Origin of the sequence: Marinobacter nitratireducens (genome assembly GCF_000708045.1) — a bacterium.
Lineage (GTDB): Bacteria > Pseudomonadota > Gammaproteobacteria > Pseudomonadales > Oleiphilaceae > Marinobacter > Marinobacter nitratireducens.
In genome coordinates, this window is the sequence record NZ_ANIE01000010.1 from 97308 (window position 1) to 120575 (window position 23268).

At 55.7% G+C, this 23268-nt stretch carries 19 protein-coding genes; 6 read left to right on the top strand and 13 right to left on the bottom strand.

Features of this window, described 5'->3' with window-relative positions; genetic code table 11:
* The first annotated feature begins 5 nt into the window (after positions 1-5).
* Positions 6-1076, top strand: a complete 1071-nt coding sequence (locus D777_RS17050; RefSeq protein WP_036134787.1) for a glycosyltransferase — start codon at positions 6-8, stop codon at positions 1074-1076.
* Here D777_RS17050 and D777_RS17055 read toward each other — a convergent pair.
* Positions 1073-1867, bottom strand: coding sequence for a glycosyltransferase family 2 protein (locus D777_RS17055; protein ID WP_036134792.1), 795 nt, complete (start codon positions 1865-1867; stop codon positions 1073-1075). The genes D777_RS17050 and D777_RS17055 overlap by 4 nt on opposite strands.
* Positions 1868-1995: 128 nt before the next feature.
* Here D777_RS17055 and D777_RS17060 point away from each other — a divergent pair, with 128 nt between their 5' ends.
* From D777_RS17060 to D777_RS17070, 3 genes are read left to right on the top strand one after another with little or no spacing between them, the layout of a single operon-like run.
* Positions 1996-3411: a mannose-1-phosphate guanylyltransferase/mannose-6-phosphate isomerase gene (locus tag D777_RS17060; RefSeq protein WP_036134795.1), complete on the top strand. Its 1416-nt coding sequence runs from the start codon at positions 1996-1998 to the stop codon at positions 3409-3411.
* Positions 3408-4313 (top strand): lysophospholipid acyltransferase family protein, encoded by a 906-nt coding sequence (locus D777_RS17065; RefSeq protein WP_036134798.1) that lies wholly within the window; start codon positions 3408-3410, stop codon positions 4311-4313. Before D777_RS17060 ends, D777_RS17065 begins: the two co-directional genes overlap by 4 nt.
* 10 nt (positions 4314-4323) lie before the next feature.
* Positions 4324-6345: a glycosyltransferase gene (locus tag D777_RS17070; RefSeq protein ID WP_036134809.1), complete on the top strand. Its 2022-nt coding sequence runs from the start codon at positions 4324-4326 to the stop codon at positions 6343-6345.
* Here the strand turns inward: D777_RS17070 and D777_RS17075 are convergent.
* Genes D777_RS17075 through D777_RS17090 form a run of 4 tightly spaced genes read right to left on the bottom strand, consistent with a single transcriptional unit; the run spans position 6334 to position 10284 of the window.
* The gene (locus D777_RS17075; protein ID WP_036134811.1) at positions 6334-7353 is read right to left on the bottom strand and encodes a hypothetical protein; all 1020 of its coding nucleotides are present in this window, start codon (positions 7351-7353) and stop codon (positions 6334-6336) included. The genes D777_RS17070 and D777_RS17075 overlap by 12 nt on opposite strands.
* Before the next feature lie 25 nt (positions 7354-7378).
* Complete coding sequence (locus D777_RS17080; RefSeq protein WP_036134813.1) at positions 7379-8452, bottom strand: CDP-glycerol--glycerophosphate glycerophosphotransferase; 1074 nt, start codon at positions 8450-8452, stop codon at positions 7379-7381.
* Positions 8453-9571, bottom strand: a complete 1119-nt coding sequence (locus tag D777_RS17085) for a glycosyltransferase family 4 protein (RefSeq protein ID WP_036134815.1) — start codon at positions 9569-9571, stop codon at positions 8453-8455.
* Complete coding sequence (locus tag D777_RS17090; RefSeq protein WP_036134817.1) at positions 9568-10284, bottom strand: 3-deoxy-D-manno-octulosonic acid kinase; 717 nt, start codon at positions 10282-10284, stop codon at positions 9568-9570. Before D777_RS17090 ends, D777_RS17085 begins: the two co-directional genes overlap by 4 nt.
* A gap of 150 nt (positions 10285-10434) precedes the next feature.
* Here D777_RS17090 and D777_RS17095 point away from each other — a divergent pair, with 150 nt between their 5' ends.
* On the top strand, positions 10435-11472 hold the full coding sequence (locus tag D777_RS17095; protein WP_036134977.1) for a glycosyltransferase family 9 protein: 1038 nt from the start codon (positions 10435-10437) through the stop codon (positions 11470-11472).
* A gap of 41 nt (positions 11473-11513) precedes the next feature.
* Here the strand turns inward: D777_RS17095 and D777_RS17100 are convergent, their stop codons facing one another.
* From D777_RS17100 to glnE, 3 genes are all read right to left on the bottom strand, one after another.
* Positions 11514-11918 (bottom strand): DUF6165 family protein, encoded by a 405-nt coding sequence (locus D777_RS17100; protein ID WP_036134823.1) that lies wholly within the window; start codon positions 11916-11918, stop codon positions 11514-11516.
* Between the two features lie 89 nt (positions 11919-12007).
* A complete protein-coding gene (locus D777_RS17105; RefSeq protein ID WP_036134826.1) occupies positions 12008-12934 on the bottom strand; it encodes a branched-chain amino acid transaminase in 927 nt (308 codons plus the stop codon).
* A 76-nt stretch (positions 12935-13010) separates the two neighbouring features.
* Positions 13011-15917 carry a bifunctional [glutamate--ammonia ligase]-adenylyl-L-tyrosine phosphorylase/[glutamate--ammonia-ligase] adenylyltransferase gene (glnE, locus tag D777_RS17110; protein ID WP_036134829.1) on the bottom strand — a complete coding sequence of 969 codons (2907 nt, stop codon included), beginning with the start codon at positions 15915-15917 and terminating at the stop codon, positions 13011-13013.
* An 80-nt stretch (positions 15918-15997) separates the two neighbouring features.
* Between glnE and D777_RS17115 the strand changes: the two genes are divergently transcribed.
* Positions 15998-17155, top strand: a complete 1158-nt coding sequence (locus D777_RS17115; RefSeq protein ID WP_036134832.1) for a potassium channel family protein — start codon at positions 15998-16000, stop codon at positions 17153-17155.
* 7 nt (positions 17156-17162) lie between these two features.
* Here D777_RS17115 and D777_RS17120 read toward each other — a convergent pair whose 3' ends face one another.
* From D777_RS17120 to typA, 5 genes are all read right to left on the bottom strand, one after another.
* Positions 17163-18074 carry a CYTH domain-containing protein gene (locus tag D777_RS17120; RefSeq protein ID WP_227501827.1) on the bottom strand — a complete coding sequence of 304 codons (912 nt, stop codon included), beginning with the start codon at positions 18072-18074 and terminating at the stop codon, positions 17163-17165.
* Between the two features lie 60 nt (positions 18075-18134).
* Complete coding sequence (locus D777_RS17125; RefSeq protein WP_036134835.1) at positions 18135-19088, bottom strand: porin; 954 nt, start codon at positions 19086-19088, stop codon at positions 18135-18137.
* 510 nt (positions 19089-19598) lie between these two features.
* Positions 19599-20060, bottom strand: a complete 462-nt coding sequence (dtd, locus tag D777_RS17130; protein WP_036134839.1) for a D-aminoacyl-tRNA deacylase — start codon at positions 20058-20060, stop codon at positions 19599-19601.
* 105 nt (positions 20061-20165) lie between these two features.
* Entirely contained in the window at positions 20166-21128 is a 963-nt protein-coding gene (gene pip, locus D777_RS17135) for a prolyl aminopeptidase (protein WP_036134842.1), read from the bottom strand.
* Between the two features lie 99 nt (positions 21129-21227).
* Positions 21228-23039: a translational GTPase TypA gene (gene typA, locus D777_RS17140; protein ID WP_036134844.1), complete on the bottom strand. Its 1812-nt coding sequence runs from the start codon at positions 23037-23039 to the stop codon at positions 21228-21230.
* Positions 23040-23268 lie beyond the last annotated feature (229 nt).

Sequence of the window (23268 nt, forward strand, 5' to 3'; positions counted from 1 at the left end):
AGCGAATGACCGAACAAGGACCGCTCACGATCGCCTTGCTTCTGGCAACCCCGGGCACGCAATGGGGAGGCATGGAAAAACACACAGCGGATCTCGCCGGGATGCTGGCGACCCGGGGGCATGAGGTTCACGTGCTGGCCTACCCTGCTTACAGTATGCAGTTCCCAGCGTCGGTCAGGTTTCACCCGCTGCCTGTGCAGCTTGGAAGGAGAAACCCTTGGCTGGCATATCGTCTCAAGCAGACGCTCCGCAACATCACCCCCGATATCGCCCATGCACAGGGCAACAAAGCGGCGCGATTACTCAGTCGACTGAACTCTGACGCTGCTACTATCCGCATTGGCACTGTGCACGGCATAAAATCAAGTCATCGCGATTTCGAAGCACTGGATCATGCGATCGCAGTCAGCCGGGCGATCTATGATCGACTCGAGCACCCCAACCGGATTTTAATCCACAATGGGGTCTCATGGGGTCAGGAGGCAGCCCAACTCGTTTCTGACGCTGCACGTTGCCCGGAATTGGTTCCCGGCAAAACGAACGTCATCGCGGTTGGCCGGCTGGAGTCAGTCAAAAATTTCTCGCTACTCATCAGAGCCTGGGCCGACGTGGCGTCGGCGAACTTGAACGCACACCTCACGATATTCGGCGAAGGTTCCGAGCGCCAGAAACTGGAACGCCTGATCCAGGACACCGGCACTGCCGGCAGCATCAGCCTGCCGGGGTATGTTACCCCTATGGAGCGGGCCTATAAGCAGGCGGACCTTACGGTCATCAGCTCCGACAGGGAGGGATTTCCCTACGCGCTGATCGAATCTCTGCTCGCAGGCTGCCCAGTCATTTCAACACCCGTTTCTGGGGCCAAAGACATTCTGCCGGGATCCGCACTGAGCCCGGACCATCAAGTAGAATCCCTGCAAAACCTCATTACCCGGTCATTGGGCGATCTGGCTCACCTAAAGGCATCGGAGGCGGCAGCCATAACGTTTGCACGGGAACATCTGACCCTTGAGGCGATGGCCACAGAAACGGAAAAGCTTTACCGGGATGCATTAGCACAAACAGCGCAACCCTAGCTCCGAGCATCTTTCTCCAGCTGTTCGAGCATCTGCAGCTCCCGGGCTTTAGCCAACCGCATGAAATTTCGGTTAGCCGCCGTAATCGCCACGCTCAGGCCAAACCACCCGTTCAGAATTTGCCGATGGATCAGATAGTACTTGAGGAACTTGAGTGGAAACTCCACAAACAGCCTGGCACTTGAAATACGCCGCCCCTTGGCGACCAGGTGTCGGGCCTGCTCGGAGGACAGTTGGCAATATTTTTTTTCCATCTGTTCAAGGGAAATAAGCGTCCGGTGCAGAACGTCGCCTTTGAGCTCCAGCACCTTGCCATCACGGACTCTGGGGCGGTCGTCGTTGCTGTCCCGTTCAGGCTGGATAGCCGCACGCGTTCGATTGTACAGGCGCAGAATTTTCTTGCTTTTATCGTGGCGAAACGGATGCCGCGGATCCGGTTGGGACAGCACCCAGCGCATCCGGAAGCCGGCAACGTCATCGGATATCGGGTGGGCAAAACAGGCCTTTATGTTCTCAACCAACTCATTCGAAAGGACTTCATCGGCATCAAGGTCCAGCACCCAATCGTTACGGCACAGGCTCGCTGCAAAGGCTTTCTGCACTGAAAACCCCTGCCAGTCATTGTGAACAAACCGAGCCCCTGCGGCCTCTGCGATCTCCCGGGTTCTGTCTGTGCTGCCCGAGTCCACGACAATAATCTCATCCGCCCAATCGGCTACTTTGTCCAGGGACTCCGGCAACCGGACTTCCTCGTTCTGGGTGATGTAATACACAGACACTGGCAGCTTCATCGGTACTCCTGACAATCGCATTATATTCGGGATTCCCCAAGGGCAATATTATCAATTGCCTGTGTTAAGATGGCGCTTCCCAAAACAGGGTTTTCAAGGAATTTATCACTCTAGTCCGGAGCAGGCTCATGATTCATCCCGTCATCATGGCTGGAGGCACAGGTTCAAGGCTTTGGCCACTGTCCCGCCAGCTCAATCCCAAGCAGTTTCTCAAGTTGACGGATGGTCCGCTATCCATGCTCCAGTCTACCGTTGCCCGACTGGACGGCCTGAACGCAGACAACCCTTTGCTGATCTGCAATGAAGAGCACCGCTTTCTCGCCGCAGAGCAGATGCGTCAGTCCGGCCACGAGGAAACTCGTATCATCCTTGAACCCTGCGGCCGCAACACAGCGCCGGCCATCGCCCTGGCAGCACTCCAACTATGCAACTCCAGCGGTACCGATAACCCACTGATGCTGGTATTGGCAGCAGATCATCTGATCAAGGATGTTGAGGCTTTCCAGCAAGGCGTTATCAGGGCCATTCCCCTTGCTGAACAGGGAAAACTGGTGACCTTCGGCATCGTGCCCCATCACCCGGAAACCGGTTACGGTTACATCCACCGGGGTACCGATCTCGCCAAGGGGTGTTTCACCGTGGATCGCTTTGTCGAAAAGCCGGATTTGGAAACCGCCAAAGCCTACCTGGAATCCGGTGAATATCTCTGGAACAGCGGCATGTTCCTGTTCGGCGCCAGGGACTATCTCGACGAACTGGCGACTCATCGCCCCGACATTCTCTCCGCCTGCAAGGCCGCCATTTCCGATGCATCGGAGGACTTGCACTTTACCCGGGTCAACGCCGATTTGTTTGCGGAATGCCCATCCGATTCGGTCGATTACGCCGTCATGGAAAAAACCGACAAAGCGGCCGTAGTCGCACTGGATGCCGGCTGGAGTGACATTGGCTCCTGGTCAGCACTGTGGGACGTCAGCGAAAAAGACAAGCAGGGCAACAGTCTGACGGGCGACGTGATCACCCATGACACGACCAACACGCTGGTCCGCGCGGATAGCCGCCTGGTGGCGACGGTAGGCGTAGACAATCTCGTCATTATAGAAACCAAGGATGCTCTGCTGGTTGCGCACAAGGATCGGGTACAGGATGTCAAAACCGTCGTCGAACAAATCAAGAGCGATGGCCGCCACGAACACATGAATCATCGCGAGGTCTATCGTCCCTGGGGCGTGTATGACTCGATCGACAACGGCACCCGCTATCAAGTCAAACGGATCACCGTCAAACCCGGCGCCAAGCTCTCGGTCCAGATGCACCACCATCGCGCAGAACACTGGATTGTGGTCAGCGGCACCGCACAGGTCACCAATGGCGAGGAGACCTATCTGGTCACGGAGAACCAGTCCACGTTCATTCCGGTGGGCCAGGTGCATTCCCTCGAAAACCCGGGGGTTATCGACCTCGAACTGATTGAGGTGCAGTCCGGCTCCTACCTCGGTGAGGATGATATTGTCCGTTACGAGGATCGGTACGGGCGCAAATGAGCAGGTTAAAGTATCTCTTCATCGCCGGCCTGCTCCGAATCGTGGGCTGGCTCTCGCTCGCCGGAGCCCAGCGCCTCGGGAAATCGGTGGGATGGCTGGTCTGGAAGCTGCCAACCAAATCTCGACAGGTCACCGACATCAATCTGGACATCTGCTTTCCAGAGCTATCGGGGAACGAGAGGACGGCCCTGTCCAAGGCCTCTCTCGAGCAAACAGGTATGACCATGCTTGAGGTTCCCCTGATGTGGGAATGGCCCGTCGATAAGTGCCTCGGCCTGATTCAAGAGACCGAGGGGCTTGAGCTGATTGACGAGTCCATGGCGTCTGGTGAGGGGCTGATCCTGCTCGCGCCGCATCTCGGCAACTGGGAACTTGCCGGACTGTTTTTTTCGTCCCGATACAAAATGGCCGCGCTGTATAGCCCGCCCAACATGCCAGAGTTCGAGGATTATATGATCCGGGTTCGCGGGCGTCTGGGCTCGGAACTTGTCCGTGGTGACCGGCGGGGCCTCGCCCGCCTCGCCTCCATCCTTCGAGAGGGCGGCGTTGCGGGCATACTGCCCGATCAGTCCCCTCGCGGCAAAGGCAACGCATTCGCGCCCTTTTTCGGCATGGAGGTAAAAACCATGACACTGGTCTCCAAGCTGATCCAGCGTACAGGCGCCAACGTCCTGATCACTTATGCCGAGCGCCTGCCAAACGCAGAGGGCTTCCGCATAGTCGTCCGAAGAACCGAGCCCGGCCTTGGAGACAAGGATCCGGTCGCTGCCACAAGCGCGATGAACCGCTCCATTGAGGATTGTGTTCGCCGGATTCCGGAACAGTACCAGTGGGAATACAAGCGCATGCGCCATCGTCCACCTGGAGAAATCAATCCCTACAAACCCGACCGCACCTGCTAAAGAGCCGGACATGACCGACACTCACGCCAAATCCCGACCGGTATTTCACGCCCTGCTCATCGTAGGGCTGGGCGGAGGGCTGATCTCTTCCAGCCTAATTGCCGCCAGCACCCTGCTCCTTGCCATTGGCGGTATGGTCATCAGCTACCGGAAATCACTTTATGCGCGGGGCTGGGACAAGCCTAAAGAACTGCGACTGCTGCACTTTGCCTTCTGGTTTTTCTTCGTAGTCAGCCTCGCGTCCTGGTTTGCGGAAGGCTTTGATTACGAAGGCGGCAAAAACCTCGGCACACACGCGCGGTTCATCCTTTTCTGGCCACTGATTATTGCGTTGACCTCGGCTCGCATTCGGGCAACCGGTGTTTTCATCGCATTCGGCGCGGCGTCGATATCGATACTTGCCCTCCTCCTGGCAGCGATTGCAGCTCGTCAGGGCGCCCTCGGGGCCGTCATGAATCAACGTTTTGGCGGAGGCATCAACCCGATCAGCTTCGGGAACCTCGCGCTATTGACAGGAATCATCACGGTAGCCGGCAGTCTTCATTTCTTCAGAGCGAAACGTCAGGCGCTCGGGACTGCGCTGCTGATCGGAGGCATTTCCGCAGCGCTGGTTTCCATGCTCTCCGAAACCCGCAGCAACCTGGTAGCTCTGCCATTTCTTCTTCTGCTTCTGGTACCTTTGTTCAGCAAAAAACTGCGCGTCGCAGCTATCGTCCTCGTTCCTCTTGTACTGGTTACGGCAATCGCCACCAGCGATCGCATGTCTGACTCCCTGAACGGCTTGATTAACAACGGCTACCTGGATAAGGGCATGGACATTCGCCTCGATATGTGGCGTCAGGCCAGCGATCTGTTCCTGAACAACCCAGGAATGGGGGCCGGGCTCGGCGGTTATACGCACCTCATTGAATCAGCCGTTGAAGACGGCAATCTTCCACCGATGTATCTGGACTGCTGCACGGGCCACCCCCACAACGACCTTCTGAACAATGCAGCGACCAGGGGCATCCCGGGTATTCTGAGCTGGGCCTTCCTCATTTTCATTCCTCTGGGGCTGTTTGCTCGCCATCTGTTCAGTGGGCACGCTCCCGCTGCGCATCTGGCGGCAGCCGGTTCCATGGTCAGCATCGGCTACCTCATGTTCGGCCTGACCGAATCCACCTTCGACCGAAGCCTTCTCCTGACGTTTTACCTGCTCGCCATCGCCACCATCGGCTCGGCCCTGTACACCGAACTGAGCGCGTCATACCAGCGTCAGCGCAACCGCAAAGTGTCGGCCACGATCATTACCAAGAACGAAGAAGACCACATCGCAGACTGCCTCAAGTCTGCCCGCCTGGTAGCCGACGAAATTATCGTTCTGGACAGCGGCAGTACCGATCGCACGGTTGACATTGCCAGGGAATACGCCGACATCCTGGAGGTAACAGACTGGCCGGGTTTCGGCATTCAGAAACAGCGGGCTTTGGAGAAGGCAACGGGCGACTGGGTACTGTCCCTCGATGCTGACGAGCGGGTCACACCCGAGCTTGCCCGCGAAATCAATCACCACCTCGCCGCCCCGGATGCCGATGCCTACAAGCTTCCCTGGGCTGTCACCATCTACGGATCACGGCTGGATTTTGGACGCAGCGGACGAGCACCTCTGAGACTATTCCGCCGGGAGGGGGTCAGTTTTTCAGATGCGCTGGTGCATGAGCGAATTCTCATTCCGGAAGGGCGCAAAATCAAAACGCTGCGCGGTCGTCTGACGCACTATACCCACCGGGATTTTGGTCATTCGCTTGAGAAAAGCGCCAAATACGCCTGGCTTGGCTCACTGGAGAAGCATCGCAGGGGCAAAAAGACACGGACGATGCTCTACCCGACCCTGCGCGGTTTGATGACGTTTATACAGGTTTACTTCATTCGCTTCGGATTTCTGGACGGCGCGGTTGGCTACCTTACCGCCGTGACGTACGCCCAGGTGACGTTCAACAAGTACGCGGGGCTCTGGACGCTGGAACGGCCCGGGCGCGAGCTAAATAGCTGATTCCAAGAGCGATGTCCGTTCCACTCCGACTGACTGGAACATAGACACCACTTCGTCATAGTAAGGTAACTGAGCACTCAGAGCACCGTCATCAATCTGGAACACCCGGGTCTCAGGAAACATTTTTTTAAGGGTAAACAAAGCCGTCGATGCGAAGCTGTAAAATGCCTGATAACGGGCTTCGGACAAGGCAACCTCAACCTCGATTGGCCTGCCAGCCTGCCGCAACTCCACCGGCAGGCCTGATAGCAGCGGCTCAAGCTCTCCCCGGCTTTCCTTACGATGCATGAAGTAGACGATCCGTTTACCAGGGTGTCGCTGCACCACGTGCTCTACCTGATGTCGCAACCGGTTAAGCCGAATATCACCGCCAAAGGGTTGGCCCAGAAAGCCGACCATTGGGGCGTCCTGGCGCTCCGTTGATTTACAGGACTGAAAGGTTTCCCGGAACACCGGAAAATCATGCACCACGGTTCTGACCTTGTTTGTGCTTTGCAGAGGGAAAAACGTAAAGAAGGCGATCACTGTCGGTGCTGATTGATGAAGCAGGATCCCCAAGACTCGGAGCAATCGGGCCTTACCCCGTGATATACGTGATGCCAAACCCTCATCATGAATGGCGTGGTAATAGGTCACGGTCGCAAGGCCGTCGTCCACAAAGACCAACTGCTCAGTATCAAATCCACGATAAAACACCTCGTGAATCCAGCTCGCCTTGTTACCAATAAACATCCGTTTGATCGCACGCCGCGACAACGCCCGCGCCACACCACCCAGCCTGAAGTAAAAGGTGGTTTTTTCCAGCCGGATAGTTTCTGTGCCTTGCCAGCCGAGAACCCCGGACAGAAATGCCATCTGGGATTCCGTTTCTTCGTTGTCCGGCCTGGCAATGATCAGTAGCGAGTCCTTTGCGCAGCAACCATAGTGGTGCCTCGCCTCAGAGCAACTGATCAGCTGCAAAGGTGTACTCGCCACAAACACATTAAGCGCACGATCTGGAGTCTTCAAGCTGTTGGTTTCCGGAGCATTAGGGCTATTTCCCTGGTTTCATCCGTTTCAACTCCTTTTGAAGGCGGCGCCTCACCTTGAGTTTACGGAGCAGGTTCAGAGGCTTTCTCTTAAGCGTTCCGTGCGTTTCCTGCAAAAACGTTTCGACCGCATCCAGAACCCTGGCGCTGGATTTTCCATCCCGGTAGCTGTGAAGGTCATCGCACAGCTTCCGGGTTTCCGACATCAGATCCTCAGGATAGGAAGCCGCCCTGAGCAACGCACCCTCCACATCCTCTAGCCGGTCGACATCGATCAAATAGGGGCCCGGCATTTTGGTTCTGAAGGTGACAACGGGGCGGTCCAGAAACATGAATTCGAACATGATGGATGAGGTATCACACAGCATGATGTCTGCTTCCGGCAAGATTGGCAGCAGATCCTCATCGCTTTCCACAAATCTGAGATTGTCGCCGACCAGATGTCGATACTGTTCGACTACATCAGCATCCATCTTCGGGTGCAGCGTCACAATAAACCGCCACCGCCCGCTTCGAGACAACTCGGCGATTTTGTCCACCAACGCGGGTGCCGAAGTCACAGAACGGCTGAACGTTGAGGCATAGAACACCACAGGGGGCTCGTTATCCTGCTTGGCTCGACGGCCGGCGGGTGAAGATGTCAACAGGGGATCAAGCTTTGGCCAGCCGGTGTGTTCGACGGCAAAGTGCCCGTGCTCATTCGCCAGTTCCCTGAACTTTGCGGTGTCTCCCCTGGCGTGCGTGCAATACAAGTCGAACCAACCACGAATCCGGTAATGATCGCTTTCGTCCTCGCTGCTATGCCCTCGCTTGTTCCGAGCCATTCCGTGAAAGACTTCCACTTTGATGCCCGGAAAAAAGTAGGGAACCCAGTCACCCGGCACAAAAGTCGCGTCCGCATTGAAGGCCATAACCTCTTGTACAGTGACAAGCCGCCTTTCATCTGGCAGCAGCGGATCTGTTGAGCAGCCTGCAACAAACCAGGCTGCCTCATCGCCCCGCCGCCGGATTTCGTCCTGCAAGGGGCGCAAGATGGAGTAGGAATAGGGCTGATTGACGAAAAACAGGTATCGGCGCATTCAGCTCTTTCCCGTTAATGATTTATAAAGGTCACCGGTTTCCCGCACGGTTTGCGAGGTATGGAAATGATCAGCAATTCGCGCACGGGCAGCCTGACCAAGCCTGTGAGCCAGCCCGCGGTCACGAATCAACCGCGCAATGGCCGCAGCCAGGGCCGCAGGATCTTTCGGCTCTACCACAAGGCCACTGACTTCGTTTTCAACCAGCTCTGGCATCCCGCCAACGCCGGTGACAACCGGAGCAACGCCATACGCCATGGCTTCAATGACTGCCCTCGGCAATCCCTCCCGATCTTTCGAGGGCAAGACAAACACATCGCTGGCAGCGGCAATGGCAGGCGCATCATTACGGTAGCCGGTAAAATGGATCCGGTCGGCAAAGGGAGACTCATCCACCAGGGCCCTGATCTCCTCATTGTCTATCACATCACCCACAAGTAGCAGATGTACATTCGCATCTCCCGGTAGGTGGTTCATGGCATGAATCAAATCGTCAAAGCCTTTCCTCGGACTATTACGTCCGGTACAACAGACGGCAAGCGCATCCCCTGGAACCCCAAACTCACTCAGGTCGGCGGGTTCGGCCTGATACCAACCCAGGTCATGCCCCTTGTATATGCGCTGCAGCTTGCGCTCCGGAATACGCATCCACAGAAAATGAAGACTGGCCAGGTAATCCTTGATGGCGTCCGCCACGCATACAATCTTGCTGACCCTCGGGTGCAGGAAGGTAATCCAGGATTCCGGGTTCAGGAAGCTGATGTTTCCGATGACGCCTCGATAAGCCACAACTTTGATATCGCGACCTTTCGAAGCCCTCAGACCACAGGCGAGCGCTCTGGGGTTATAGGCATGGATGACATCGTAATGTTTTCGCGACAACTGATCCCGGATGGCGGCCGTCCCGTCTTTGTCAAAACGATTCTTCAGCGCCATGGGTTGGGCCACCAGACCTTCATCAACCAGGCGCTGATAGTTCCGGCCCTTGGGATTACACATCACATCGACATCGAAACCTGCGTTTCTGAGCCCGATAAACAATTCGGATTCGGGGCGATCACAGGCATCGGTCAGACAGAGAACAGCAGGCAATGGCTGTTCATGGCGTTGATTGGTCAAACAGTTCGACTCCCATTGTATCCAGTCATAAAAGCATCCCAGACTCTGGCCTGAACCGCTTCCCCTCCGACCTTCTTGATCGAGCGGGCAAAACGTTCAAGGTTTCCAGACTTCCAATCCGAAGACGATGTTTCGGGCATGATACAGCCTTTGTCGAAATCGATGAGGAAGTATTCCCCGCCCCGGACAAGCACATTGAAGCAGTTCAGGTCGGCATGGCGCACGTTGGCATCGTGGAAACGTCGAACCAGGCGGCCCAGCGCTTCCCACGCAGAGCCCTCGAGCTCACTCAGAAGATCGGCCAGGGGGACTGTCTCCGGCAGACGCTCGATAATGATCGCAGCCTGATACTGAAGCGGAGAAGTTTTCCGATACCAGGCCGCAACCGGCTTGGGCACTGGAAGCCCCATGCGATAAAGGTTGTCCAGGAGCCGGAACTCCGAAAACGAGCGGACTTCGTTTTCACCAGTATAGGCGTAGGTTTTGCGGGAAACTCTCGCTGCGAGACCACCTCGACGGTATTCCCGTAAGACCAGATCCGCGCTGTCTGCTTTGAGAAACCAGGCCCCTCCACGCCCACCACTGCTGACAGGTCTGGCTTCATCACCCCAGTATAGGGGATCAAACCAGTCTACCGTCACCCGTTCACGATAATCCGGGTGCACCAGAATGGCAGAGCCATTGCTGCGTTCAACAATCTCGGACTCGACCATGGTACTCCATTCAATGCGTGTTAAAGGCGACTACTCGCGCAGGCATCAGGACGTCTGATGGCGAGTGGGTTAGAATACCGGCCAGTTTATCAATGAATGGCCATCCAGCTCCACAAATGGGCGGATGAACCCACAATGGATACCCGTTTGATGAAGTCTATCTGCATACTCCGCCTCTCCGCTATTGGCGACGTCACTCACGTGATTCCGGTTGTTCTGAGCCTTCAGGAACAGATCCCCGGTGTAAACATCACCTGGGTGATCGGCAAGATCGAAGCCAAACTGATCGGAGATCTGCCGGGCGTGGAGTTCGTCATTTTTGACAAGAAAGCCGGGCGACAGGGATATTCGGACCTTCGAAGAAAACTGAAGGGGCGTCGCTTCGATGCTCTGCTGCATATGCAGGTAGCCTTTCGCGCCAACCTCGCCGCAGCCTGCATTCGCGCCAACGTGCGCGTCGGTTACGACAAGACTCGCAGCAAAGATCTGCACAGCCTGTTTATCAATCGGCGCATACAAGCAGCGCCGAAGCAACATGTCCGCGACTGCCTCGCCAGCTTTCTGGAGCCGATCGGTCTGGAGGCGGCGCCACCCCGCTGGCATATTCCCGTGAGTGAGGCAGATCATGAGTTCGCCCGCCAGCATCTGGCCGGCGATCGAAAAAATCTGATCATCAGTCCCTGCGCCAGCCACACCTTGCGTAACTGGCCGGCGGAGCGATATGCGCGCCTGGCGGACTATGCAACCCGGCAGTACGGCATGAAGGTCATTCTGGTAGGCAGCCCCGCTCCGTTCGAGAAGGACTATTGCGATAGAATCGAAGCGTCCATGACCGAAGACTCTCTGAACATCTGCGGGCAGGACACCCTCAAGCAGCTGACAGCCATGATGACCCACGCGGATCTTGTCGTCGCTCCAGACACGGGCCCAGCACATATTGCCAGTGCCGTGGGGACCGATGTGCTGGGTCTGTTTGCGGCCAGCAACCCAAACCGCTCTGGCCCCTACAACTCGCTGCAGTGGTGTGTGGACCGCTATCCCGAAGCTTTGCAACAGTTTACGGGAAAAACCGTCGACGAGGCCCGCTGGGGGGCAAAGGCAGAATTCGAGGGTGCAATGGAACTGATTACCGTCGAGGACGCAACCAATATGCTGGATAAATGGTGGTCCAGCAAAAGTGATGAGTGAGTGCGCGCCTTTGCCAAGGCGCCGCACTCACGTTGCACGGCTTACTTTCGGGCCGTGTAGTCCTGATAAGACTTCTCTTCCACAAATCGCGAGCCCAATGCCAGGTTGACCTCTTTCTTGATCGCGGCACGCTTGTCGTTCGTCACGTAGACAGCCCGGGCCAGTTCAATGAACCTTGAGCCAAAATCCTGCGCAGCTTCCTGGTCGCGGATATCGTCTTCAATGACCCAGAGCTCTTCATTGACGGCTTTGAGCTGCTCGCGCAGTTCAGCAATAGCACTCTGATCAGCGACCGCCTCATTCCAGGTTTCACTGAGCTCATCCAGCTCAAGGCGAACATTCTTGAGCTTGGCCTCGTCCTTGATCCGTTCTGACTTGATCTCAAGGATGGTGATCTTGTCGAGGACTTCCCCAAAGGAAACCGGGACTTTGATGACGTCTGCCATTATCTGTTCCTGCCCATTATCAGAAAAACAAAAAACAGAAGCCGCCAGCCTGCAGGAAAACAGACGGCGGCCTCACGCAAATAAACCCATTAGCCCTTAACCGGCGTCAGCCAGTCACTGTGCTCGGCCAGCTTGCCTTTGACCGCATCGAAGTACAGTCCCTGAAGCTTTTCCGTCACCGGCCCGCGCTTTCCGGCACCAATCTGGCGACCATCAAGCTCACGAATTGGCAAGACTTCAGCCGCCGTACCGGTAAAGAACGCTTCCTCGGCAATGTAGACCTCGTCGCGGGTAATCCGGCGCTCACGAACTTCGAGCCCCTGGTCTTTCGCGAAGTCGATGATGGTTGCCCGAGTGATGCCTTCCAGGCAGGAAGTCAGCTCCGGCGTGTGCAGAACGCCATCACGCACAATGAAGATGTTCTCCCCGGACCCTTCTGCAACGTAGCCTTCGTTGTCGAGCAGCAACGCTTCTTCTGCCCCACCCGAGATCGCCTCATTCAGTGCGAGCATGGAATTGATGTAATTACCATTGGCCTTGGCCTTACACATCGTGATGTTCACATGGTGGCGGGTATAGGAAGACGTGCGCACCTTGATACCCATTTCCTTGGCTTCCGGCGACATGTAAGACGGCCAGCTCCAGGCGGCAACCATGACATGGACCTTCAAGTTGTCAGCACGCAGGCCCATCCCCTCAGATCCCAGGAACACCATGGGGCGCAGATAAGCTTCGTCCAGATTGTTCTCACGCACAGCCGCGCATTGGGCCGCGTTGAGTTCATCCTTGCTGAACGGCATCGTCATATTAAGAATGTGGGCGGAGCGGAACAGACGATCCGTGTGCTCTTTCAGGCGGAAAATCGCCGGACCATTCGCGGTGTTGTACGCACGCACACCCTCAAAACAGCCAAGGCCGTAATGCAAAGTGTGTGTAAGTACATGGGTTTTTGCTTCCCGCCAGGGAACCATTTCACCATCCAGCCATATAAGGCCATCGCGATCAGCCATCGACATTCTACGTTGCTCCTAAAAAAGCGTTGTTCGGGGAACCGGCATTCTAGCAGGAAAATTCGCCGGAATTGAATTTGCCTCAACGGTCCAGCATCACTTTTTTCCACATACTATGGATATAGGCACGCTCCTCTGGGAAGGCCTCGCCATCAACCTGACTGTTCAGGTTCTGCAACGCCCGGCGGTGGATCGTCGAGCGCAGAGCGATGTACGCTGCCCGCAATTTTTCTGCGTCTTCTACCGGAATAATTCCGGCATGCCCCAGCGCTTCCATCTGGCGAATATTATCGGACCACTGGGTCAGTTCCGGATGTTCGGAACACCAGGCAAGCATCAGGTACTGCACCATGAACTCGATATCCACAATGCCCCCGGCGTCGTGTTTAATGTGGAAAATACGGTCCCGGCGCCCTTCCGGGGTCCCCAGGCTGGCACGCATTTTTTCCCGCATATTCACGACTTCCTGCCGAAGGCTCGTACGATCCCGGGGCTCACAGAGGGTTTCATGACGAATCGCCTCGAATGCCTCCAGGGTTTCCGGACAGCCTGCCACGCCTCGAGCCCTTGCCAACGCCTGGTGTTCCCAGGTCCAGGCATCGTGTTTCTGATACTTACCGAATGCCTGCAACGTGCTGACCAGCAAGCCGGAATTGCCGGATGGCCTGAGCCTCATATCGACCTCATAGAGCTGCCCGGAAGGTGTCTGGGTATTAAGAATATGGACGATGCGCTGCCCGAGTCGGGTGTAGAACACGGCATTATCGATCGGCTTGTCACCGTCCGTGGAGAGGTCGGGATCGCCTTTGTGCACAAATACCAGATCGAGATCGGATGTGTAGCCAAGCTCAATCCCGCCGAGCTTGCCATATCCGATAATGGCAAAATCCATCTCGCAGGCGGAGCCATCTGGCCGAAGAGGATAGCCATGGCGACTGACCAGGTTGGCGAACGCCACATCCACCACGTGATCCAGAACCACTTCGGCAATCCACGTCAGGTAATCGCTGACTTTCATCAGTGGCAGGGTGCCCTTGAGCTCGGAGGCAGCGACTCGCAGGATATGCGCTTTCTTGAAGTGACGCAGGGACTCCATCTGCTCTTCCAGGTCCTCGTAGGGGATCCTGAGCATCTGTTGGCGAAGATCATCCTGCAGTTCTTCCTTGGCCGGGGGATGATAGAGACTCTCGGCATTCAGCAGCTCATCCAGCAGCAGCGGTGTCTCCGCCAACTGTCGGGCAATCCAGGGACTGTCGCTGCACAACCTGACCAGTTGGGTACAGGCACCCGGGTTTTCCAGCAGAAGCACCATGTAGGCGGTTCGCCGCAAAATGGCTTCCACCAATTGAAGCACTCGGGACAGGGTTTCGGACGGGTTTTCCACTTCGGCCAACGCCGCCAGCAACATGGGCATAAACTGGTTCAGCCGCTTGCGTCCCTGGGTCTGCATGATTCGAACCGTGCGGTTGTCTCGCAAGTTACAGAGCTCGCGGTAGCTTTCAGAGGCCGCCTCATACCCATGCTCCTCCATCCATTGGAGCGCATGCGTCTCATCGATTTCTTCCAGCCATAACTCCTGCCAGCCCTCGTCCAGGGTGGCCGAAGCGGTCTGATCTTCGTCTTCCGTCGCGATGATGTTTGCGAAGTGTGTCGCGACCCGCTCTCGATGCGCCCCAAGCTCATCCGAGCAGTCCTGCCAGCAGTCAAATCCCATAATCAGGGCCACGCGCGCCTGGCTCAGTTCGTCATCCGGCAGGATCTGGGTTTGCTTGTCTTCCATACCCTGCAGGGCATGCTCAAGGTTCCTGAGGAACACATACGCTTCTCTGAGTTCCTTCACGACCTGCGAAGGCAGAAGCTCCAGGGCCTCCAGCTCGCTGAGGATGACCAGCAATTCGCGGCGCTGAAGTTCACGATCTCGCCCACCCCGGATGAGCTGGAACGCCTGGACCACAAACTCGATTTCCCGAATTCCACCGCTGCCCAGCTTGATGTTGTTCTCCAGGCCCTTTCTGCGAACTTCCCGGCTAATCATGGACTTCATGCTTCGCAGAGATTCAAATGCGCTGAAATCGATGTACTTGCGATAAACAAATGGCTTCAGACTGTCCATCAGGACCTGGCCGGCCGCCTGGTCTCCGGCGACGACCCGGGCCTTCACCATGGCGTAGCGCTCCCAATCCCGCCCCTGATCCTGATAGTAGGCTTCAAGGGCTGCAAAACTGAGAGCCAGGGCACCACTCTGACCGTAAGGCCTCAAGCGCATGTCCACTCTGAAGACAAAGCCGTCTCCGGTGATCTGATCCAGAGCCTGTATCAGGCGCTGACCAAGGCGGATAAAAAAGGTCTGGTTATCGATCGACCGGCGGCCGTCACGGGTCTCTCCTTGACTGGGAAACGCAAAAATAAGATCAATATCGGAAGAAACATTGAGCTCACGCCCACCCAACTTCCCCATTCCCAATACGACCATCTTCTGTATGGCGTCCTCACCGGTGACCGGATCAGCGCCCCAGGGCGTTCCCGATTGCTCACACGCATCGTCATACAGCCAGTCGAGCGCTCCCTGGATGCATGTATCGGCAAAGGCACTCGTTGCCGCCACGGTCTCCGCCAGGTCCGCCCAACGCATCAGATCCCGCCAGATAATCCGGAACTGGGTTTCCCGCCGGAACTGCCGCAATGCGGCATGCAGCTCGGATTCACCATTCACCGTCCCGAGGTAGTGCTGCCAACGTTGCGCCAGATACTCCGGCGTTGTGGGCTCAGCGAGACTATGCGATGCCATCATTGACTCAACTTGCTCAGGATGGCGTTCCACGGTTTGCCTCAGAAACAGGCTGCGGGCAAATGCACTCGCCACGGTCTCTTCCGTCATCCCTTCCTCATTGGAAAACCATTCCGGGAATCCATCCGGAAACACCGACGCCCAACAGGCTGAAATTTCATCGGCCAATGGCGGCGGGAGGGAATTCCATGGCTCAGACATAATGCAAACCCCTGTCTCTCTGTTATATTTCCGGTACTGTATAACGAACTTACCCGCGACTGAACAGGCCAACCCCAGGGATGCAGAGAAATCGCCGACCGCTTAATCCAGAGCACCAACAGCCTCATCTGTCCATGGGAGGACTGATCAGGCATCGCATGAAACGCCTTTTCCTGATTCTCGCCGGCCTGCTGTTAGTACAGATACTGGTGATCTGGAGCGTTGAAGACCTGGATCTGTTCGAGTCCATCTGGATCACCATGACCACAGTGTCCACGGTTGGCTACGGTGACTTCTCTCCTAAAACAACCGTTGGCAGGCTCAGCACCATCCTGATCATGTTCGTCGGTGCCATCACCCTGCTGACACTGATTGTCAGTGACTTTATCGAATACCGGTTCTATCGCCGGGAACGCATTCTGACCGGAAGGTGGATCTATAAAATGAACGACCATATCGTCATCATCAACACGCCCCGGAATGGTGGCGAACAATATTTTATGCGCTTTGCCTCCCAGATTCGCTCTGTTCCCGGCTACGAAACCATTCCGATTATGCTGCTCACACGCCAGTTCCCCCAGGGGCTACCCAGCGAATTGTCTGACGTTGGCCTGGTCCACTATCACGGAGCAGGCTTCGATCCACAGGCCCTGAGGGCCGTTCACGCAGGTAGTGCCAGACACATCATTGTCCTGGCCGCTGATGAGTCCGACGCTTACTCCGATAGCCTGACCTTTGACATATCCCACCGCCTGAGCGAACTGAATCTTGCCAATCACGCGACCGTGGAATGCGTCAGCGATGAGAACCGGAGCCGCTTCAAGGCCCTGGGTATCCGCACCGTCATCCGTCCCGTGCGCACCTACCCGGAAATCATGGTGCGCTCTGTCGTCGCACCAGGCTCTGAGAAAGTGCTGGAGGATCTGTTCAACTACGAGCATGACCACCCACACCGCTACGATCTGATACTGGACGACCTGAACTGGGCCGATATCGTCAGCGCTCTCGTTCGCCACGGAATCGGCACAGCCCTGGCTTACATTGACAAGGATGACGAAGTGATTTGCCACCCGCCGACAACGGAGGAAATCGAAGGAAAGGGGCTCATTGTTCTGGTGAAATCGACCAATACACCGGATGTGGACATGGTGAAGGAGGCGCTGGATCGCTACCGTGCCTTCATCGCCAGCTGGCACAGTCAGACCAACAACAAGGACACCGAAAAGGAAACGTCCTGAGGCCGGCTCAGGCGGTCGCCAACGCCAGCTGCAACTGCCCTAGCTCGCCTGAATCAATCAGCTCTGACAACGTCGATCCTTCAGACACAGCCTGAATACATTCAGACCAAAGCTGCCCCACCCCGGCCCTGCGAGCATGCTGCTCAACAATAGAGACGTCCATAGCGCCAAAAGACAACGGCTCGCCTGTCAGCCAGAGCACACTTAGGCCAAACAGAAAACCGTTGATATCCAGCGGCGCTTTAGCATCGCCCGTTGCGATCGTCGGCTGATAAAGGCCAGCCAGAAAATAACCCTGTTCTGCCTTGCTCACCAGATTCAGGAACACCGGCACTTTAACGGCAAGCTTCATCGCCCATTCGATAAGCACCGACGGGTGGCCCTGCTTCAATTCAAATTCCACCTCGGCAAGCGGACGAACCGCGTCACCACTGATGACCTGTCCCTGATCAACGGCGACCTCGATGGCCGTGTCCGCACCGTTTTCATCGGTATGGCTCAGCATGACTACACGGCGCCTGAAATTGGTTTCGAACACGGGGCGCAGGCGTTTTAAATCCACCGTATCGGCGACCGCAGTTCCAGCCAGCAGGGAGAGATCCAGGTCTGCAGTCGGCAACGGCCATTCCCACTCCTGACGCTTATGCGCTCCATCAACAAATTCTCCCCGGGTCTTCAGTGTCTGGATATACTGATCCCCGGCCTGACGCACCCTGAGCGCGGCACGTTCCCGGTTAAGTTCGCAGTCCGGGGTATCGAAATACCGGTTCACCAACAGCTTCTCCGGTCCCTCGCTTGCTTCCGGCTGGGCAAGCAGCCACCGAATAGCCTGTTCAAGCGCCTGATCTGTCAGCGTCAGTTTTATTTCCAGTTCTTCTGCCACACGAAACTCCGGGTCCAGGAAAAAATCAGCATACATAAAAAAACCGGCGACCCGAAGGTCACCGGTTTTCGACTACGTGATTAGCTGGTTAGCTGATCAGAAGTAGTAAACGGCACCGACAACACCGACAGACTCTTCGCTCTTGTCTGCAACGCCGTATACGCCGTCATCACCACCACCCAGGTAGCCTTCAACGTAAACGTACATGTTGTCAGACAGGTTGTGCAGAGCCTGCAGAGTAACAGTGTTCATTTCAGTGTCATTAGCGTCGTCAGCAACGCCCATTTCGTAGGACAGAGCGAACTGGTTTGCGCCCATGGTGTAAACACCCATCACGCCGTACAGATCACCAACGTCTTTGCGAGTCTGGTACTCACCGGTCACGCTCAGGTCACCCGCAGTGTAGGTACCGCGCAGACCGTAGGTGTTTTCGTTGTTGCCGTCAGCTGCAACGTCGTTGGAGTCAACTGCGAAAGCAACTTCCAGAGCGTCTACAGAGTAGATCGCAGCCAGCTGGTAGGGGTAAGACTTGGCGCCACCGTTGGCATCGCCATTGATCTGTACCGCAGCACCCAGGGTCAGGCCACCGAAAGACGGAGTTTCGTACTGAACCAGGTCACCTTCGCCAGTTTCGTAGTCACCACCGATGCTCAGATCAGCCGCTTCGTAGAAGTTAGCAATGGTGTCGATTGCACGCTCGTAAGTAGAGTCGTCGGAACCAACCCAAACCTTACCGAAGTCGTCGCTCTTAACACCGATGTAGGCTTCGTCGAGATCGGTCAGACCGTTGCCACCGCCTTTCTGATCAGCAGTAAACTCCATTTCGGCCTTGAAGAAACCTTCGATGCCCGGAGCGATTTCGTGAGAGTGCTTAACACCCAGTGTGCTGCCGTTGTCGCGGTGATCGATGCTGGAATCACCACCGTCTACGTTGTCGTAAACCAGGGCGTACTGGATGTTACCGTATACAGTCGGCATTTCTGCAGCAGCGGCAGCGCCAGAGAACGCGGTAGCAGCAGCGATAGCAGATGCGATGAGCGTTTTTTTCATGTTGCGTCTTCCTTTTTGAGTTAACTCAGGTTTTAGCGACGGGTTCTTATCCCGATTTTGTAAGGCATCACCAGTCAGGCTGGATGTGCCCGATTCTGCATTACCCTTGTGTCAGTTTTGTGACATCAAAGATAACTTTTCTTCTGATCCTGAAAATCTGCACTCCAGCAGATCTTTGCAGGTCAATCACTTACAGAGCTTTCTTAATGCCCCGCATGATGAACCTGTTTTAATACAACCTGCCTTTTTTTGCAAATATTAGGCGGTGCATTTTTAGCTCTTTTCGCACCAGAAACGCAAGTGATTATGCTTTCCAGTGCTCAGGCGGCTTCGTGACAGCAATGTTTCAATTATGAGGCCATCTAATATTAACTCATTATAATTCAACACGTTAAAAACGAAGATCCAACCCAAAATCACGCCAAGGGATCAATATAAGCACTAATACGCACATTCCGTGCACCAGCAGGATTCACCGCCTCATTCGCTGCTTCACTTTGGTGCATTAAATCACCCCTGACGTTTCGATCCTGTTTGTAACATGAAGGTTACTGGACCATCATTGATCAACATCACCTTCATATCAGCACCGAAGCGCCCGCGTCCCACGCATTCCGGGCCAATTGCTGCACAGGCTTGTTCGACAAACGACTCAAAAAGAGCATTGGCAAGGTCTGGTGCTGCCGCCAGCGAGAACCCGGGCCGGGTTCCAGAAGACGTATCTGCTGCTAGCGTAAACTGGGGAACAATCAGTAGAGAGCCCTTCATATCCCTGAGGCTCAGGTTCATTCGTCCATGACTGTCGGGGAAAACACGATAAGTCAGAATTTTTCGGCATAGTTCCCTTGCCTCCGCTTCGCCATCGCCTCGCTCAACCCCGAGCAAAAGCAATAATCCCTGGCCTATTGATGCAACTTGTTCGCCGTCTACCTTGACGCTGGCTTCCGAAACTCGCTGGATCAGCCCTTTCATTCAGATCCCTGACATTGATGGGTAAAGGCACTCAAACCGGGCGAGAGTGTATCGCCGCATCCATGGCATCGCAACTCCGGGCCCGCACCTTTGGGACGCCTATCCCTAACCCGCACGATCCTGGGCCTTGGCCACAACCTCCTCAACGCCGCGCATCAAGGCATCGATAATCGCCGGTTCCGAAGCGGAGTGGCCGGCATCACGAATGATCCTCACATCAGCTTCCGGCCAGGCTTCACTGAGAGCCAGAGCATTGTCGAGAGGGCAAACCATGTCATAGCGCCCATGCACAATAATACCCGGAATATCCGCCAATATGCCCGCATCGCGCACCAGCTGATTGGGCTCCAGAAACGCATTGTGCATAAAAAAATGACACTCAATCCGGGCCAGCGCAATGGCAACATGCGGGTGACCAAAATGCTCAACCACTCTAGGGTTAGGATGCAAGGTGGCACAACGCCCTTCCCAGACAGACCAGGCCTTTGCGGCCTGAATCTGCTCCAGCTCGTTGCTGCTGGTAAGCTTTCGATAATAGGCCGATACCATATCATCGCGCTCCGCTTCGGGAATCTGCGCCTCGAAATCGGCCCAGTAATCCGGAAACACTCGACTTGCCCCATCTTGATAGAACCACTGGATATCTTTGGGGCGACAGAGAAAAATCCCTCTCAGAACCAAACCAAGAACCTTTTCCGGGTGAGCCTGTGCGTACACCAGACTCAGCGTTGAACCCCAGCTGCCCCCAAACAACAACCAGCGATCAATGCCGAGGAATGATCGCACCGTTTCCATATCACGCACCAGAGCAGCCGTGTCGTTGCCCGACAACTCGGCCAGCGGCGTGGAGCGGCCAGCACCCCGCTGATCCATCAGGATGATGCGAAAACGCTCAGCATCAAAGAAACGACGATGGTAATCCTCACAACCTCCACCAGGCCCCCCGTGAACCACTAGCACCGGGATACCATCGGGGTTTCCGCTTTCCTCGACATAGAGCTCGTGAGGTTTATCGACCGAGACCCGGTGCACGACATTTGGCTCGATTTCAGGATAGAGAGTCAGCATGAAAAACTCCGGAAAAGTTATACATCGAGTTTAGCTGAACATAAAAAAAGGGGCAGATCATCGCGACCCGCCCCTTTTTTGTGAACGCACCAATCAGGATTACTTCTTGTTGGCCCGCTTACGCTCGTTCTCCGTCAGCAGTTTTTTGCGAAGCCGGATGGAGGACGGTGTTACTTCCACCAGCTCGTCATCATCAATAAACTCAAGCGCCTGCTCCAGAGTGAACTTGATCGGGGGAACCAGACCAATTACCTCATCCTTACCGGACGCCCGCATGTTATCGAGCTTCTTGCCCTTGGTCGGGTTGACCACGATGTCGTTATCACGGCTGTGGATACCGCAAAGCTGGCCTTCATAAATCTCCTGCCCCGGATCCAGGAACAACTTACCGCGGCTCTGGAGGGTTTCCAGTGAGTAAGTCAGGGCGGTACCGGTCGCCATCGAAACCAGGACACCGTTCTGGCGGCTGGTCACTTCACCGCCCTTGATCGGACCATAATGACTGAATGTCGAGGTCAGAATCCCGCTACCCGACGTCATGGTCAGGAAGGTATTCCGGAAACCGATCAAACCACGAGCCGGAATGGTGTACTCAAGACGCATGCGCCCCTTGCCATCCGGTGTCATGTTGGTCAGGTCCCCGCGGCGCAGCCCCATCTGCTCCATCAACGGCCCCTGATGCTGTTCCTCAATATCAACGATAACGTTTTCGTAGGGCTCCTGCTTTTCACCGTCAACTTCACGAATAACAACCTCGGGGCGACCTACCGCCAGCTCGAAATTCTCACGGCGCATGTTTTCGATCAGAACGGACAGATGCAGCTCACCACGACCGGATACCTTGAATTTGTCCGCCGACTCACCGTCTTCCACGCGCAACGCCACGTTATGCAGCAGTTCCTTATCGAGACGCTCCTTGATGTTCCGGCTGGTGATGTATTTGCCTTCCTTACCAGCGAACGGGGAATCGTTGACCTGGAAGGTCATCGAAACCGTCGGCTCATCGACCGTCAGCGCAGGCAAAGCTTCCACAGTACCCTGATCGCAAAGCGTGTCGGAGATATACAATTCATCCAGCCCGCTGACGCAAACAATATCACCTGCCTGGGCCTGCTCGACTTCTACCCGCTGCAGGCCGGAGTGGCCCATGATTTTGAGAATACGACCGTTGCGTTTCTTCCCGTCAGCGCCAATGGCTGTGACCGGTGAATTTGTCTTGATCTTGCCGCGCATGATCCGGCCGATCCCGATAACGCCCAGGAAGCTGTTGTAGTCCAGCTGGGAAATCTGCATCTGGAACGGCCCATCAAGGTCAACGCTTGGTGCGGGCACATGATCGACGATGGCCTGGAAAACCGCATCCATGTTGTCATCGAGATTCTCATGATCTTCACCGGCAATTCCGTTCAGAGCACTGGCGTAGACAATCGGGAAATCCAGCTGCTCATCGGTCGCACCCAGGGCATCAAAGAGATCGAAAACCTGATCAATAACCCAGTCCGGACGGGCTCCCGGGCGGTCAATCTTGTTTACAACCACGATCGGGCGAAGCCCTGCCGCAAAGGCTTTCTGAGTCACGAATCGGGTCTGAGGCATGGGACCGTCGATGGAATCGACCACCAGCAGTACGCAGTCAACCATGCTCATCACCCGCTCAACCTCACCACCGAAGTCAGCGTGGCCCGGGGTGTCCACGATATTAATATCGTAGTCCTTCCACTTGAGAGCGGTGTTCTTGGCGAGAATGGTGATGCCCCGCTCTTTCTCCTGGTCATTGGAGTCCATGACCCGCTCGTTCTCCAGCTCCTTGCGATCCAGTGTTCCGGATTGACGCAACAGCTGATCTACCAGAGTGGTTTTGCCATGGTCGACGTGGGCGATGATGGCGATATTACGAAGATTCTCAATCACAACAATAATCCTGCGGCATGCTTTCATTGACCTGAGAGGGTCTTCAGGGGGCAACCCCACACATGCCGTCTCAAATCTGTAAAATGAACCCATTGTCCGGTGCCGGGCGGCACCAGCTCCGGCTGGTGCAACCAGGCCGGCAAAAAATGAGGAGGCGCGCAGTATATCCGAAAGTTGATGTCGTTAATATGAAGAATAGCGCCTATCCTACGATCACCTCCATCACCGC